Raw genomic sequence first — 16,099 nt, forward strand, 5'->3', positions numbered from 1 at the left:
GTTTCAGGACCAGCTACCGGTTCCTCCTCCGACTCCCAGGAGAGTAGAGAGCGCGCCGGCTTGGAAGTTGCCCAGGAGGTTGCTGTCGCCGTCGAAGAAATTGACGTTCACGTAAACCGCTGTGGCGTTGTACTGGAAGGAGACGGTGTTGTTGTAGAGCGCGTCGATGTCATCCGTGTAGATGTCTCCCCACAGGCCACCGCCACCGGCGCTACCGATACCGCCTGCGTTGCCAGTGAAGCTCTCCCCGTTGGTGACTGTGATCCCCCACCTTGTGTAAAAGATGAGACTGGCGACCTCTCCCTGCGCCGGGTACGCCGTCGAGGGAGTCTGCAGAGCCTTGACTACGGCGTCGATCTTGCGCTGGTCCATAGCGCCGTGCATAGAGGTCGCGAAATCGTGGGCAACGATCTCGGGGCTCACTGTCCTATGCGTCTTCTGTTCCGTCATGTGACACTCCTGGATGCAGTTCTGGGATGAGTGCCGCCGCTGCGGAGGCACTTTTTTCAGGCTAGGCTGCTGAATCCGCGTGGCGCGCGGCACACTGGGCCGAACGGGTGATGCCCATTACGGCTCGTAACTGCTGCGGTATTGCAGACGCATATAAGCCATGCGCCCTGTGGACTTGCCGCCGATGAGCGGGAGCAGCGCAGCGCTTCTGCTCCCACGACCTGGACCAGTGGGAGATGTGGTGGTGAATACTGCTTACATCTCCCTGAGCAGCCGCCTGCCGTGAAGGCGGATTCCATTTGTCGTCGCAACACGTAGTTACTGACGTGTGGTGGCGAGTAGGTTGTGCAGGCGCTCGGCTGAGGTTTTCCAGCCGAGCCAACTCAACAGCCGCCCACGCCTCCGTCCGCCGCCCGGCCGTTTTCTTCCCGCCCGTGCGACGGACCGAGGGAAACGGCCCCGCTGGGCCGGGTGGAGCAGTGGGCTGGCGGGGCCGCGAGCCCGTTTCGAGACTGAGCCCCATGAATCACCGACAAGAATCCCTCGGGTCGCGCGCCCGGTTGCTGGCCGCCCTCGTGGCGGGACTGCTCCTGCTGGCGGGCGCACCGAGCGCGTTCCCGCTCTCCCGCGACGGCGCGAGCGTCCCCGCCGCCGGCTGCGTCTCCACAGCGGCCGCGTACCGGGCCTCGTGGGAGGCGCGCGAGGTCCGGTGCGTGGCGCCGTCCCTCTTCGGGACCACGCACGCCCGGGGCCAGACCTCCCTCTACCCGAGCGGCTTCCGCTATGCCTGGGCCGGCTCCAGCACCAACCTGGAGCAGTACCTGAAGCTGCGCGCGCGGTACGGCGACCAGCCGGCCAAGGTCGGCATCGGGGTCCTGTCCTACGTCGGCTACCCGGGACTGGACGACTGGTCGACGCCGACCGATCTGGAGGTCTACACGCTGCCGTCCGGCGTCCGTGCGCAGGTGCCGGCCTTCGAGACCTGGTTCCGGCTGCTCGACGAGGAGTTCGGTACGACGGGGGCGTACCCGCTCGCGGCCCAGCGCGACCTGGTCGTCGCATACTCCCGGCTGGACCGGGGCGAGGACGCCGTCGGGGCGTTCGAGGAGGTCACCGGCTGCCGCCGCGACGCACTGCTCGCGGGTGAGGCTCCCTCGGCGGGGATCGGCTGCGACCGCTCCTTCCTCGGCGCGCTGGCGGCTGCCGGCCCGTCCCCGTACGACGGCGGCGACTCCCGGACGTGCTTCGCGAACTTCCAGACGCGCTACCAGGGCCACCGGGACGCCTCGGCGCTGCGGGGCGCGCTGTTCCAGTGCCAGGACGCCGGGTTCCTCAACACCGGTGTTGGGCTGGGGTACAACACGTACGCCAATCCGTTCGTATGTCGGCCCGCCGACCGGCAGAGCGTGCCGGAGAGGTACACCGGCCGCGAGTTCATCCTGCCGAACGCCCCCTTCAGCGCCCTGCCGAGCCATGTCGCCATCCCGCTGGACCTGGGGACACCGGGTCGGCGCGGCTTTCTGCACGCGGGTTACTGCTAGGCCCTGTCGGCAGCGGCTCGGGGGCGTCGGCGAGGTGCCGTCCGGGACGAGGGTGAGCCCGCTGCGGCTCCGTCGAGTGAGGCGGTGCGAACCGGGTACGCCGCCGGGTCGCCGACGGCCTTGGCGGCACCCGCGAAGACCTCCACCGGGCCCGTCACATCAAGGCTCTGCACGCCGTCGAAGAGGACAACGAGCACAGATCGCTCTGTCATGACGTCCATCCTTCGCGGGGCGAGATATGTCCGCAATGACGAGTACCCCTCCTTTCCTGCCACGGGGACCCGGGGGTTCACTGCGTACCGACCAGTCGGTAACGTGCCGTGCATGAGCTCTCTGCCCGCGCGCGCCGGCCGCCGCTGTCACAACGCCCTCAACCCGTTTCACTCGACGGTCTACTTCTCGCCCGACTTCGCGAAGGAGCTCGCCAAGATCGGCATCGAGGACGCGAACGCCGCCTACTTCGCCGGGCGGGGCGCCGCGATGGGCGCGGTAGGAGCGGGGACGGTCGCCGCGGCCTTCTACAACTTCAACCACGAGCTGATCGCCCGGCATCTGCCCGCCGTCTGGGACATCGCATCGCCCGAGGCCGTCCTCGAGGCCCGGCTGCGTGCCGTGGACAGCACGCTGCGGCGGCTGCTGGGCGAAGAGATGATCGCCTCCAAGGAGCTGGCGGAGGCGGCACAGCTCGCACTGCGCGCCGCCGAGGCGTGCACCCGGCACGCCCGGCCGCTGTATGCCGCGCATGCCGATCTGCCGGTCCCGGACGAGCCGCATCTGGCGTACTGGCACGCCGCGACCCTGCTGCGCGAGCACCGCGGCGACGGCCATCTCGCCGCGCTGCTCCTGGCCGGGCTCGACCCGCTGGAGGCGCTGGTGAGCCATACCGCGACGGGCAAGGGCATGGCCGTGCGCTGGATTCTGGCCACGCGCGGCTGGCGGCGCGCCGACTGGGAGGCCGCCCAGGGACGGCTGCGCGAGCGTGGAGTGCTGGGCGCCGAGGGCGAGTTGACCGAGGAGGGCATACGGCTGCGGGCGGAGGTCGAAGAGCACACGGACCGTACCGACCTCGCTCCGTACGCGCATCTCGGGGCCGACGGCGTCGAGCGGCTGACCGAGCTCGGGCGCGGGTTCCTGCTGGCCGCGGTGGCCGCCGGCGCGTTCCCCGCGGACCTCAGCGGCAAGGGCTGACGTTTACCCGGGTCGGCCGCGGCAACCCGGAAGGCGACAGGCACCGACTCCGGAGGCACCCATGTTCGCGGCCATCGCCGCCTACAGCGGTCGACCGGCTCCGCGATCGCCACCCTGGTGACGCTGCCGCTGCGTGCCCTGGCGCGGCTCTTCGGCGGAGCCTCACGCGGGGGCGGCCGCGCCCGCCGCGTCTGAAGCGCCACGCGACACAGCCCCCGCCCACCCGGCACAATGCACTCTCAAGCACAGCCAGCACGAGAAGGCGAGTCGGGGAACCGTGACCACGTCCATCGAAGGCAGGATCGCCGAGGAGCTCGGCGTACGCGAGCGGCAGGTGAAGGCGGCCGTCGAGCTGCTCGACGGCGGGTCGACCGTGCCGTTCATCGCGCGCTACCGCAAGGAAGCGACCGAGATGCTCGACGACGCGCAGCTGCGCACGCTCGAGGAGCGGCTGCGCTACCTGCGCGAGCTGGAGGAGCGGCGGACCGCGATCCTGGAGTCCGTACGCGAACAGGGGAAGCTGGACGCGGCCCTGGAGGCGCAGATCCGGGGCGCCGACACCAAGGCGCGCCTCGAGGACATCTATCTGCCGTTCAAGCCCAAGCGGCGCACCAAGGCGCAGATCGCGCGCGAGGCCGGTCTTGAGCCGCTCGCCGAGGGGCTGCTCGGCGATCCGTCGGTCGAGCCGCTCGCGGCCGCCGCGGCCTTCGTCGACGCCGACAAGGGCGTCGCGGACGCCGCCGCCGCTCTGGACGGCGCGCGAGCCATCCTGACGGAGCGTTTCTCCGAGGACGCCGATCTGATCGGGGAGCTGCGCGAGCGGATGTGGACGCGCGGGCGGCTGGCGGCGAAGGTGCGCGAGGGCAAGGAGGAGGCGGGCGCCAAGTTCGCCGACTACTTCGACTTCGCGGAGCCGTTCAAGGAGCTGCCGTCGCACCGGGTGCTGGCCATGTTCCGGGGCGAGAAGGAGGAGATCCTCGACCTGGTGCTCGAGCCGGAGGAGGCCACGGACGGCCCTTCGTCGTACGAGGGTCTGGTCGCCGCGCGCTTCGGCATCGCGAACCGCGGCCGGGCGGGCGACAAGTGGCTCGCCGACACCGTGCGTTGGGCCTGGCGGACCCGGATCCTGGTGCATCTGGGCATCGACCTGCGGCTGCGGCTGCGCACGGCGGCCGAGGACGAGGCGGTGCGGGTCTTCGCCGCGAACCTGCGGGATCTGCTGCTGGCCGCCCCGGCAGGCACCCGGGCGACACTGGGGCTCGACCCCGGTTTCCGTACGGGTGTGAAGCTCGCCGTCGTGGATGCGACCGGCAAGGTCGTCGCGACCGATGTCATCCATCCGCACGTCCCGGCGAACAGGTGGGACGAGTCGCTGGCCAAGCTGGGGCGGCTCGCCAAGGAACACTCCGTCGATCTGATCGCGATCGGCAACGGCACGGCGTCCCGTGAGACGGACAAGCTCGCCGGTGAACTGTGCGCCAAGCACCCGGAGCTGGGCCTCACCAAGGTGATGGTCTCGGAGGCGGGCGCCTCGGTGTACTCCGCGTCCGCGTTCGCCTCGCAGGAGCTGCCCGACATGGATGTGTCGCTGCGCGGCGCCGTCTCCATCGCGCGCCGCCTCCAGGACCCGCTGGCCGAGCTGGTCAAGATCGACCCCAAGTCGATCGGTGTCGGCCAGTACCAGCACGACCTGTCCGAGGTGAAGCTCTCGCGCTCGCTGGACGCGGTCGTCGAGGACTGCGTGAACGGCGTCGGCGTCGACGTCAACACCGCGTCCGCGCCGCTGCTTTCACGTGTGTCGGGCATCGGCACCGGGCTGGCCGAGAACATCGTGGCGCACCGCGACTCGAACGGCCCCTTCCGCTCCCGCAAGGCGCTCAAGGACGTCGCCCGGCTCGGCCCGAAGGCGTACGAGCAGTGCGCCGGCTTCCTGCGGATCAGGGGTGGTGACGACCCGCTGGACGCCTCCAGCGTGCACCCGGAGGCGTATCCCGTGGTGCGGCGCATGGTGAAGACGGCGGGCGGCGAGGTCGCCTCGCTGATCGGGAACGCCTCGACGCTGCGCTCGCTCAGGCCCGCGGACTATGTGGACGAGAGTTTCGGTCTGCCGACCGTGACGGACATCCTGCGGGAGCTGGAGAAACCGGGGCGCGACCCGCGGCCGGCGTTCAAGACGGCCACCTTCAAGGAGGGCGTGGAGAAGATCGGCGACCTGGCGTCCGGGATGGTCCTCGAAGGTGTGGTGACCAATGTGGCGGCGTTCGGGGCGTTCGTGGACGTCGGCGTCCACCAGGACGGTCTGGTACATGTCTCGGCCATGTCGAAGACCTTCGTCAAGGACCCGCGGGACGTGGTGAAGCCGGGCGACGTGGTGAAGGTGAAGGTCCTCGACGTCGACATTCCGCGCAAGCGGATCTCGCTGACGCTGCGGCTGGAGGACGAGGCGGCCCCGAAGTCGGGCGGCGGCCCCGGGCAGCGGGAGCGCGGGGACCGCGGTGGGCGTCCGCCGCAGCAGCGCCGCCAGCAGGGCGGCCGCGGGGACCGTGGCTCAGATCGCCAGGGACCGCCGCCGGCGAACAGTGCGATGGCGGACGCGCTGCGGCGGGCGGGGCTTGCGGATCCGGACCGGCGTCGCTGACACAGCTGGGAGTGCACTCGGGGCCCTGTCGCCGTTCGGCGGCGGGGCCCCGTGCGTGTGCTGCTGTTCAGCAGGCGATCACAGTTCGGTGACCTTGCCCGCGGCCACCTCGATACGGCGCGTGGTGCGGACCGCGTCGAGCATCCGGCGGTCGTGCGTGACCAGCAGCAGCGTGCCGGTGTACGAGTCGAGCGCCGACTCCAGCTGTTCGATCGCGGGCAGATCGAGGTGGTTCGTCGGCTCGTCCAGTACGAGGAGATTGACGCCACGCCCCTGGAGCAGCGCCAGTGCGGCGCGGGTGCGCTCGCCGGGCGAGAGCGTGGTGGCAGGGCGCAGCACGTGATCCGCCTTCAGGCCGAACTTGGCGAGCAGGGTGCGCACTTCGGCGGGTTCGGTCTCGGGGACGGCCGCGCAGAAGGCGTCGAGCAGCGACTCGGTGCCGTAGAACAGGCCCCGGGCCTGGTCGACCTCGCCGACCACGACGCCCGAGCCGAGCGAGGCGTGGCCCGCGTCCAGCGGAAGGCGGCCCAGCAGGGCGGCGAGCAGGGTGGACTTGCCCGCTCCGTTGGCGCCGGTGATGGCGACCCGGTCGGCCCAGTCGATCTGGAGGGAGGCCGGTCCGAAGGAGAAGTCGCCGCGCCTGACCTCGGCGCCGCGCAGGGTCGCGACGACCGAGCCGGAGCGTGGCGCGGACGCGATCTCCATCCGCAGCTCCCACTCCTTGCGGGGCTCATCGACCACATCGAGGCGCTCGATCATGCGCTGTGTCTGGCGGGCCTTCGCCGCCTGCTTCTCGCTCGCCTCGCTGCGGAACTTGCGGCCGAGCTTGTCGCTGTCCGTCGCCTTGCGGCGGGCGTTCTTGACGCCCTTGTCCATCCAGGACCGCTGCATCTGGGCGCGGCCCTCGAGCGACGCCCTCTTGTCGGCGTACTCGTCGAAGTCCTCGCGGGCGTGCCGGCGGGCGGTCTCGCGCTCCTCCAGATACGCCGCGTAACCGCCCCCGTACAGGGTGATCTGCTGCTGCGTAAGATCGAGTTCGAGGACCTTGGTGACGGTGCGGGTCAGGAACTCACGGTCGTGGCTGACGACGACCGTCCCGGCGCGCAGACCCTGTACGAAGGTCTCCAGGCGGTCGAGGCCGTCCAGGTCGAGGTCGTTGGTCGGCTCGTCCAGCAGGAAGACGTCGTAGCGGGACAGCAGCAGCGAGGCGAGCCCGGCGCGGGCCGCCTGACCGCCGGAGAGCGCGGTCATCGGCAGGTCCAGTCCGATGGTCAGGCCGAGCGAGTCGGCGACCTCGTCGGCGCGTTCGTCCAGGTCCGCGCCGCCGAGGGCGAGCCAGCGCTCCAAGCTGTCGGCGTAGGCGTCGTCGGCGCCGGGCGCGCCGTCGACGAGCGCCTGGGTCGCCTCGTCCATGGCGCGCTGGGCGGCGGCGACACCGGTCCTGCGGGCGAGGAAGTCCCGTACGGTCTCGCCCGGGCGGCGCTCCGGCTCCTGCGGGAGATGGCCGACGGTGGCGGTGGGCGGGGAGAGCCTGAGCTCGCCCTGCTCGGGCCGGTCGAGTCCGGCGAGCAGGCGCAGCAGGGTCGATTTGCCCGCGCCGTTGACACCGACGAGGCCGATCACATCGCCGGGCGCGACGACGAGGTCGAGCCCGGAGAAGAGCGAGCGGTCACCGTGTCCGGCGGCGAGGTCCTTGGCGACGAGGGTTGCAGTCATCAGATGCCCGATCCTAACGAAGGCATCTCTCGCCTCGCTCGGCCCGCCGGGCCGCCCGCGGGCCGAGGAGCTGAGGCATGTCCCCTCTTCGGAGCCGCACGCAGGGCGCGCGGCGATGCTGCCCGCGCCATGGGACGTGATCAAGCCCTTTGCGGGTGCACCACCGGTGCCACCCGCACGCTCCCCGTTGTCCGCGCCACCAGGAACGATGTCCCCTTCACCGCCCGCCGGTCAAGCGGAATCAGGTGTTCCCCCGGCTCCAGCATCGCGTCGAACACCTCCCGCGTGTGCGTCCGGGACAGCCGGTCCAGGCGGTACGCGACCAGCTCGACCCGGCAGGACGAGGCGACCTCCACGTACGCAGCACCGTCGGACACCGTCAGGCGGGTCAGCCTGCGGAGCTCCAACGGGGTCCAGTCCAGGGCATGTTCTATCTGCGCGACCAGCAGCGGGATGATCGGGGCCAGCCCCTCCACGTACGCCACCTTCGCACCCGCCGCCTCGAAAGCCCCGCGCACGGCCGCGCGTTCCGCCTCTCCCACGGCATGTCCGAAGGCCACCGCGCCATACATACGCAGCTCGTCCGCGGGGACTTGGGACGCGTCGTGCGTGATGTCCGCGCCGATGCCGATCATGCGCAGGGCCGCGGCCAGCTTGGCCAGTACGGCGACGCGCGCACCGATCAGCAGGACCCGGCGGCGGACGGGCGCCGCGTCCTCGCCGTCTGCCAGCAGGCCTTCCAGCTCCGCCCGGTACGCGTCGCCACGGAAGCGGAACGGCCCTATCCCCTGGTAGCCGTTGAGCTCCAGATCCGCCGTCTCGGAGGTCTGCCAGGCGAAGTCACGCCAGACGACATCCTCCCCGTCCCGCTCGATGACGGCCGTCACCGCGCCGCATTCGATGCCTTCGCACTCGGGACAGCCGTAAATCACACAGCGCCCGTCCGCCAGCGGGGCAGGGGCGTCGAGCAGCAGCGTGCGCACCTGGGCGGTGAAGATCGCCGGAGGTATGTCGGAGGCGAGCGGTGAGACGGCGTCCAGGTCACAGAGCTGGAAGAGCAGCGGCCGCCCGTCGACGACGAAGTCCATGAAGTCCCGGTGCACTTGATGGACACCATCCGCGAGGACTGCCCCGGCCCGCATCGCCGGCGCCAGCCCGAAGGTCGCGTATAAAGCAGACATGTCCTGAGTATTCCCACCTGTGACCTGTTCCGAGCGTGGCACACGCCGATGAGCTACGGTCCCGCCATGAGCGGCGATGTGATCGTGGTGGGCGGCGGAGTCATCGGACTGACTACTGCGATCGTCCTGGCGGAAAGCGGCCGTGACGTTCAGCTGTGGACGCGGGACGCGGCGGACGGCACCACGTCCGCGGTGGCGGGCGCCCTGTGGTGGCCGTACCGCATCGAGCCCAAGGAGCGGGTCGGCGACTGGTCGCTCGCCTCACTGCGGATGTACGAGCAGCTCGCCGAGAACGCCGACGAGAGTGGTGTACGCCTGGTCCCGGGTATCCAGGCCGGCGAACGGCTGTCCGCTCTCGGCCCCTGGGCCGACCAGGTCGAGGGACTGCGCGCGGCCCGCGCGGATGAGCTGCCCGAGGGATACAAGGCAGGGCTCTGGGCCCGGATCCCGCTGATCGACATGCCCGTACATCTGGGCTGGCTGCGGCGGCGCCTCGAATCCGCGGGCGGCACGCTGCACACCCGGACGATCCGTTCCTTCGCCGAGGCCGCGGACCGGGCGCGGGTCGTGGTCAACTGCACCGGTCTTGGCGCGCGCGAGCTGGCCGCGGACGACCAGCTGGTGCCGGTTCGCGGGCAGTTGGTGCTGGTGGAGAACCCGGGGATCGAGGAGTGGTTCACCGCGGTCGACCAGGCGTCGGCCGAGACGACGTACTTCTTCCCGCAGCCCGGGCGGCTGATTCTGGGCGGCACGGCGGAGGAGGGCGACCGGCGGCTCGCGCCGAATCCGGCGACGGCCGAGGAGATCGTGGCGCGCTGTGCGGCGATCCGTCCGGAGATCGCGGAGGCGCGGATCCTCGGACACCGGGCCGGGCTGCGTCCGGTCAGGGCGGCCGGCGTGCGGATCGAGTCGGAGCCACTGCCGGGCGGCGGGCTGCTGATCCACAACTACGGCCACGGCGGCGCGGGAGTGACGGTCGCCTGGGGCTGCGCGCAGGCGGCGGCCGCCCTGGCCGGCTAGGTTCCCCGGCTCCGGACCCCAGTCGCCGGACGGGCTCCAGGTGAGCCCGTCCGGCGGCTGAGGACGGCTCCGGCCTCAACAGGCGGTGACCGCTTGCCCCGATGTGAGGTGGTACGTGGCACGGGCATCGAGCAGCAGCGGGATCAGTTCGCGCTGGGACTGCCGCAAGGGTACGAACGCCCCGTCCGCGTCCGGCCTCGATCGGACTCCGTGCAGGGCCAGTTCATCCTTGACGTCCGCGTATTGCGCCGCGTCGAGGCGGTAACCGCAGGGTGGATCCTCCAGGGTCTGCTCCGGCGTCGCCGGTTCGTTGTCGGCGCCACCCAGATAGACCGGGCCGCGGTCCTTGAACCCGGCCAGCCGGGCGGCGGTCGTCGCGGCCTCGATCCGGCCGCGCCGCTCGTCGGTGAAGGCCAAAAGGCCGTCCAGCGCGGCGAGTTGGCTGTCCACCCGGCGTCGGTTGTTCAGCGCGGGGTCGGCCTTCTCCTCGTCCGTCAGGGGGTCGACCCGGCTCTCGATGAGCAGACCGAGCGCGTTCTTGACGCCCGAGGCATTGCGCAGGATGCGCTCCTGGCCGTCGCCGGCGGTCTGTTTGATGGGGTCGCCGGTGACCGGGTCGGTCCAGATTCCATAGGTGCCCGTGGTGTAGCCGCCGTCGTGCGCGGCCGGGCGTACATAGCCCGCGGACAGTGTCTGCGACTCCCGGTGGATCGCGGCGTCGGTGTTGAGATTGCGCGGCCAGAGGTCGAACAGGTCCTTGTCGTAGTAGGGCGGCGTTGCACCGTACTCGTGCAAGTCGTAGATGACGTCCGGTCGTTGGTCGCGGATGACGGCGGCAAGCGCCCGTGCCTCGGCCGTCTGCAGCGCGATGTGGTCGCGGTTGATGTCCACGCCGTCGGAGTTGGTCCGGGTGTCGGCAGCCCGGCCGTCCGGGTTGGCGGTGGGGACGACGAGGATCCTGGTCCGGGACAGCAGCCTGCGCGTGTCACGGTCCTTCGCGTACCCGAGATCCCGGATCGTGGTCAGACAGGCATCGCGGCCCGAGGGCTCGTCGCCGTGCTGGGTGCAGACCAGCAGCACCGTGGTGGCGGCGTGCTCGGCGCCGATGTGTACGAGCTGGAGCGGCCGCCCCTGCTTGGTCGTCCCGATCCGGCCGACCGAGACCCGGTCGCTGCCTCGGTCGACGGCGGCGAGGAACGACTGCTCTTCGGGCTGACTGGTCCAGCGCGCGCCGTTGCTGGTCTCGAAGCCGGTGCGCGGCAGGCCGTGCGCCGCCTGGGCCGGCACCGTGACGAGCGGCACGGCGAGCGCCGCGGCCGTGGCGGTGAGGACGAGAGCGCGGATACGGAGCATCATCGGATGCCGCCTGAGGGGATCGGTCGGATCGGACGGGGTTCGGCCACACCGCTGAGTCGAGAGGCGCCCGGGGCGATGGACGCGGCGGACCCGGCGGACCCGGCGGTGGCACGTACGAAGGCGGGGGCGCCACCGACGATCGGCAGCCTCGCCGAGGTCCGGGCCAGATCGAGGGTGAGCGTCGGCGTGCTTGCGGGCGCTTCGATCAGATCCCGGTCCGTACCGGCGACGATCAGGGCGAGCCGGTGCCCGGCCGGGACGATGTGATCGCTCGCGTGCAGATCGAGGGTGATGGTGTACGACGTACCGGGGGTCAGCGGGCGGCCCTTGGCATCGGAGGCGTAGTTGCCGAGATCGGCCCACCCGCGGCTGAAGACCGTGTAGCCGACGGCGGCCGTGCGCGCCTTGGTCTCCTTGAAGCAGGGGCTGTCGCCCTGCGTGGCCGCTCCCCAGCAGGTCCGCTCCGTGAGCGTGGCGATGCCTTCGCCGGCGGCCGCGTAGTCGCGGATGGTGTCGGGCCCGAGGTCGACGAGGACCGCGGAGAGATGGGCGCTCGTCGTGGAGGGGGTGGCGGTGACCGTCACCGTGGAGGAGCCGGACAGACGCAGCTCGCGGCCCAGCGGCTTGGTGACGAAACCCGCCTTCGCGGGTGTTGAACTGTCGATCTGCGCAGCCCAGTCGGTCTCGTCCTGCGTACGGTCGTCGGTGAAGGTCTCGGTCGTGCCGGGGCCGGCCGGCTTCAGCCCGAGGGCGCCGACGCCCGCCACGGCGCCCTTGTCCGGGTGGAGGCTGGTGGTCGTGGTGGCCCGGGGCGGCCAGACACGGTCGGTGGACCACTGGTCGGGGGCGCGCTCGATGTCGGCCATCGGCTCACGCTCGATGCCGTTGTCGTAGCCGAGAAGGTAGTGGTCGAACCAGCGGTGCAGGGTCGGCACCCATGCGGTCCGGCGGAAGTCGAACGGATCGACGTGTCCGGTCTGGGAGAGCCAGACCTTGCGCTCCACGCCGCCCGCGGCGAGGGCGTCCCACCACTGACCGAAGTGCTTGGTGCGGACGTTGAGGTCCTGCATGCCGTGCACGGCGAAGACGCTGGCCCGGACCCGCTCCGCGGTGCGCACATAGTCGCGCTCGCTCCACAGCCCGGTCAGATCGCCGGTGCGCGGGGCCTGGTCCACCAGCCTCTTCTGGACGGCCTGGCAGCGGGCGCGGGCTTCGGTGCTCTCGACGTAGTCGGAGAGCCATTCGGGTCCCGAGTCGTACAGCGGGGCGCCCTTGGCGAAGTAGTAGTCGTACCAGGAGGAGATGGCCGCGATCGGGACGATCGTCTTGAGCCCCTCGACTCCGGTGGCGGCGACGCCGTTGGCGATCGTGCCGTCGTAGCTCTTGCCGATCATCCCGGTGTCGCCGTTGGTCCAGCCGGCCTGGGCGCGCTCGCCGCCGGTGCGGGTGGTGTAGCCGCGGGCGCGGCCGTTCAGCCAGTCGACGACGGCTTTGGCCGACTGGACGTCGGAGCGGCCGCCAACGTCGACACAGCCGTCGGAACGATTGGTTCCGGCCAGGTCGACCGCGACGAAGGCATAGCCGCGCGGGACGAAGAAGTTGTCGTAGAAGAGCGGGAACTGGACAACGTTGCCGTTCGCGTCGTACGTCTTCTTCTGGCTCTCGTTGCCGCGCCCGCAGCAGGAGTAGTACGGACTGGCGTCCATGATCACGGGGATCTTGCGGCCCTGCTGGGCGGGCTCGCGCGGCCGGACGATGTCGACGGCTACGCGGTCGGTCCTTCCGTCACCGTCGCCGTCGAGACGGGTGTCCACCCAGACGGACTCGCGGATCGCGTTCTCGTACGAGTAGACGGGCTTGCTCTCCCGTAAGGGCTTGCTCTCCTCTACGGGCACACTCTGTGCGCTCGTCGGGGACAGGGTCATGGCCATCAGGGCGGCCGAGGCCGCCACCACCAGCGATCTGCACGTCCAGCGGGAGCTCCGCGCGCGTTTCGGCATGGGCGGAAGGTACTCCGGCCAACTCCCCTGCAACAGAGGGCAATCAGGGCATCAAAGTGACGAGAGGGATACCCGGGTTCATGTCGGCCGAATGGCGATCACATGAAAGGCCGAACGGCGCTCCTGACTGCGGGCGCCGGGCCTGAATAGGGTTCAAGAGATCATCGACCCCCACGACTTGGAGCATCCGTGCACCGCAGACTCATCGTCCCGAGCGCGCTCGCGGCCTCACTGCTGCTGGCGATCCCGGCATCGGCCGCCGACGCCTCGCCGGGCGCCCCGGGCATTGGCGACACCTACTACCCGGCCAGCGGAAACGGCGGATACGACGTATCCCACTACGACCTGAGGCTGAAGTACCAGCCCGCCACCGATCTGCTCGAAGGCACGGCGACGATCCTGGCCACCGCCACGCAGAACCTGAGCCGTTTCAACCTCGACTTCGGTCTTGACGTCGACGAGGTGCGGGTCAACAACAAGAAGGCGCAGTTCAAGAAGGAGGGTGACCAGGAGCTGGTCATCACTCCCGCCACGCCGCTGGAGAAGGGCAAGCCCGTCTCGGTGGTCGTCCGCTACGCGGGCAAGCCCTCCGAGCTGAACATCGGCGGGTACACCGCCTGGCACCGCACTCCGGACGGCGGAGTCGCCGCCCAGGAGCCGGACTCGGCCGTGTGGTGGTTCCCGAGCAACGACCACCCGCTGGACAAGGCGACGTACGACATCTCGGTCCTGGTGCCCGACGGGACCCAGGCGATCAGCAACGGTGTCCTGCAGTCGCAGAGTTCGAGGCTGGGCTGGACGCGCTACAACTGGCGCTCCAACAAGCCGCAGGCGTCGTATCTCGCCACGCTCGCCGTCGGGAAGTTCGACATCACCACCGACAAGACGGCCGGCGGGCTGCCGATCCTCAACGCGTACAGCAAGGACCTCGGCGACAACGCGGGGGCGGCGCGGGCGAGCGTCGAGCGGACCGGTGAGGTCGCCGAGTGGCTGACCGGGGTCTTCGGCCCGTACCCCTTCAACGCTCTGGGTGGCTATGTCCCCAATGTGACGAGCGGCTACGCGCTGGAGACCCAGACCCGTCCGTTCTACAGCCCGCGGCAGTTCGCGAACGGCGCGAATGTCTCCGTGGTCGTCCATGAACTGGCCCACCAGTGGTACGGCGACAGCGTCTCCGTCGACGGCTGGAAGGACATCTGGGTCAACGAGGGCTTTGCCCGCTACAGCCAGTGGCTCTGGTCCGAGAAGGAGGGCGAGGGCACCGCGCAGGAGCTCGCGGACTGGGTCTACGCCCAGCACCCGGCCGATGACGCCTTCTGGACGGTCAAGCCCGGCGACCCGGGCCCGGACAAGCAGTTCGACATCGCCATCTACGACCGGGGTGCGCTGGCACTCCAGGCGCTGCGGGGCGAGGTCGGCGACGAGGACTTCTTCGCGATCCTCAAGGGCTGGCCGGCCGAGCACGCCTATGGCAACGCCAAGGTCGGCGACTTCGTGAAGTACGCCGAGAAGGTCTCCGGCAAGCCGCTCGCCGGGCTCTTGGACACCTGGCTCTACCAGCCGTCGAAGCCGGGCGCTCCGGCCGCGGCGGGCGCCAGGATCGCGAAGGCCGACGGCAAGCACTCCCGGCCGAAGTCGTGGCAGAAGATCGCCGCCACGAACACGATTCACGAGCACGAGCACGACCACCGCTGAGCCGCGGCACTGAGCTGCAGCACTGCGCCGCAGCCGCGAGGCGCGATCGTGAGGCGCCGCCGCCCCGGCCGGGGCGGCGGCGCTCCCGGTCCGGGGCAGGTCCGGGGCAGGTCCGGGGCAGGTCCGGGGCAGGTCCGGGGCAGGTCCAGTGCAGGCCCCGGGACGAGCCCCTGGCCGGGCCGGGGTGGGAGCGCTCTCAGCAGCTGGTCGGGACCGGATATCCTGTACGCCCGACGCGGCTGAATGAACCCAGACGAGGAGCACCCGCCTTGCCCGAGCAGACCACCGGGTCCCGCCCCACGCTGGAAGCCGTCGCCGCCCGCGCGGGCGTCTCCCGGGCCACGGCCTCCCGGGTCGTCAACGGCGGCGCCGGGGTCCGCGCCCCCCTCGTCGACAAGGTGCGCCGGGCGGTCGAGGAGCTCGGATACGTACCCAACCAAGCGGCCCGCACCCTGGTCACCCGCCGCAACGGCGCGGTCGCAGTGATCATCGCCGAGCCGGAGTTCAGGATCTTCTCGGACCCGTTCTTCGAGCAGCAGGTGCGCGGCATCAGCCGCGAGCTGACGGCGTACGACTCCCAACTGGTGCTCCTGTGGGTGGAGGGGCCCGGCGACCACGACCGGATCGCCCGCTATCTCGGCGGCGGCCATGTCGACGGCGCACTGGCCTTCTCGCTGCACAACGACGACGAGCTGCCCGCCATCATCCGCCGGGTCAAGGTCCCGACCGTGTTCGGCGGCCGCCCCGGCTGGCCCGGCGCCGCCGCCGAGTTGGCCGTCCCCTATGTGGACTGCGACAACCGTGGCGGCGCCCGGGAGGCCGTACGGCATCTGGTCTCGCTCGGCAGAGAGCGCATTGCGCACATCGCGGGGCCGCGCGACCAGACCTCCGCGACGGACCGGATCGACGGCTACCGCGACGTCCTGCTGGACGCCGACCCCGAGCTGATACGCCAGGGCGACTTCACGGCGGAGAGCGGCGCCCGCGCGATGGCCGAGCTGCTCGACCGCCGCCCCGATCTGGACGCCGTCTTCGCCGCCAACGACCTGATGGCCTCGGGGGCACTGCGGACGCTGCGCGAGCGCGGGCGACGCGTGCCCCACGAAGTGGCGGTGGTCGGCTTCGACGACATGGCATCGGTCGTCGAGTCGACCGATCCACCGCTGACGACGATCCGTCAGGACATAGAGGGAATGGGCCGGTTGATGGTCCGGCTGCTGATGCGCGTGCTGAACGATGACGAGCCGGACTCGGGCGCCCCCGCCTCGGTGATCACCCCGACCACACTGGTACGACGGGCCTCGGCCTGATGTC

The 16,099-nt window shown here is 70.7% G+C and carries 11 protein-coding genes and 2 pseudogenes; 7 read left to right on the forward strand and 6 right to left on the reverse strand.

Annotated features, from left to right (window positions below; all coding sequences use genetic code 11):
* Nucleotides 1–3 precede the first annotated feature (3 nt).
* The gene (locus OG729_RS05410; RefSeq protein WP_360866039.1) at nt 4–450 is read right to left on the reverse strand and encodes a VapA/VapB family virulence-associated protein; all 447 of its coding nucleotides are present in this window, start codon (nt 448–450) and stop codon (nt 4–6) included.
* Between the two features lie 521 nt (nt 451–971).
* On the opposite strand from OG729_RS05410, the gene OG729_RS05415 reads away from it, so the two are divergent.
* On the forward strand, nt 972–1,991 hold the full coding sequence (locus tag OG729_RS05415; RefSeq protein WP_405804624.1) for a hypothetical protein: 1,020 nt from the start codon (nt 972–974) through the stop codon (nt 1,989–1,991).
* Between the two features lie 47 nt (nt 1,992–2,038).
* Here the strand turns inward: OG729_RS05415 and OG729_RS05420 are convergent.
* Nucleotides 2,039–2,203, reverse strand: a pseudogene (locus OG729_RS05420) (GlxA family transcriptional regulator); the annotation flags it as partial.
* A gap of 112 nt (nt 2,204–2,315) precedes the next feature.
* On the opposite strand from OG729_RS05420, the gene OG729_RS05425 reads away from it, so the two are divergent.
* The 3 genes and pseudogenes from OG729_RS05425 (at nt 2,316) to OG729_RS05435 (ending at nt 5,817) form a co-directional block, all read left to right on the forward strand.
* Nucleotides 2,316–3,179 carry an SCO6745 family protein gene (locus OG729_RS05425; protein ID WP_405804625.1) on the forward strand — a complete coding sequence of 288 codons (864 nt, stop codon included), beginning with the start codon at nt 2,316–2,318 and terminating at the stop codon, nt 3,177–3,179.
* A gap of 61 nt (nt 3,180–3,240) precedes the next feature.
* Nucleotides 3,241–3,374 (forward strand): annotated as a pseudogene (locus tag OG729_RS05430) (LPFR motif small protein).
* Between the two features lie 82 nt (nt 3,375–3,456).
* Nucleotides 3,457–5,817: a Tex family protein gene (locus tag OG729_RS05435; protein WP_405804627.1), complete on the forward strand. Its 2,361-nt coding sequence runs from the start codon at nt 3,457–3,459 to the stop codon at nt 5,815–5,817.
* A gap of 78 nt (nt 5,818–5,895) precedes the next feature.
* Here OG729_RS05435 and OG729_RS05440 read toward each other — a convergent pair whose 3' ends face one another.
* Nucleotides 5,896–7,533 (reverse strand): ABC-F family ATP-binding cassette domain-containing protein, encoded by a 1,638-nt coding sequence (locus OG729_RS05440; protein WP_405804628.1) that lies wholly within the window; start codon nt 7,531–7,533, stop codon nt 5,896–5,898.
* 140 nt (nt 7,534–7,673) lie between these two features.
* Nucleotides 7,674–8,714, reverse strand: a complete 1,041-nt coding sequence (locus OG729_RS05445; protein ID WP_405804630.1) for an oxidoreductase — start codon at nt 8,712–8,714, stop codon at nt 7,674–7,676.
* 66 nt (nt 8,715–8,780) lie between these two features.
* Here OG729_RS05445 and OG729_RS05450 point away from each other — a divergent pair, with 66 nt between their 5' ends.
* Nucleotides 8,781–9,734: an FAD-dependent oxidoreductase gene (locus tag OG729_RS05450; protein WP_405804631.1), complete on the forward strand. Its 954-nt coding sequence runs from the start codon at nt 8,781–8,783 to the stop codon at nt 9,732–9,734.
* Nucleotides 9,735–9,809: 75 nt separating this feature from the next.
* Here OG729_RS05450 and OG729_RS05455 read toward each other — a convergent pair whose 3' ends face one another.
* Together OG729_RS05455 and OG729_RS05460 are read right to left on the reverse strand one after the other, a co-directional pair.
* A complete protein-coding gene (locus tag OG729_RS05455; RefSeq protein ID WP_405811059.1) occupies nt 9,810–11,087 on the reverse strand; it encodes a M14 family metallocarboxypeptidase in 1,278 nt (425 codons plus the stop codon).
* On the reverse strand, nt 11,087–13,090 hold the full coding sequence (locus OG729_RS05460) for a Xaa-Pro dipeptidyl-peptidase (protein WP_405804632.1): 2,004 nt from the start codon (nt 13,088–13,090) through the stop codon (nt 11,087–11,089). The genes OG729_RS05455 and OG729_RS05460 overlap by 1 nt, the downstream gene beginning before the upstream one ends.
* 189 nt (nt 13,091–13,279) lie before the next feature.
* Between OG729_RS05460 and OG729_RS05465 the strand changes: the two genes are divergently transcribed.
* Together OG729_RS05465 and OG729_RS05470 are read left to right on the forward strand one after the other, a co-directional pair.
* Nucleotides 13,280–14,785 (forward strand): M1 family metallopeptidase, encoded by a 1,506-nt coding sequence (locus tag OG729_RS05465; protein ID WP_405804633.1) that lies wholly within the window; start codon nt 13,280–13,282, stop codon nt 14,783–14,785.
* Between the two features lie 269 nt (nt 14,786–15,054).
* Nucleotides 15,055–16,095 (forward strand): LacI family DNA-binding transcriptional regulator, encoded by a 1,041-nt coding sequence (locus tag OG729_RS05470; protein WP_360866068.1) that lies wholly within the window; start codon nt 15,055–15,057, stop codon nt 16,093–16,095.
* Nucleotides 16,096–16,099: the final 4 nt, after the last annotated feature.

The sequence above is a fragment of the Streptomyces sp. NBC_00210 genome (assembly GCF_045160975.1).
Classification (GTDB): domain Bacteria; phylum Actinomycetota; class Actinomycetes; order Streptomycetales; family Streptomycetaceae; genus Streptomyces.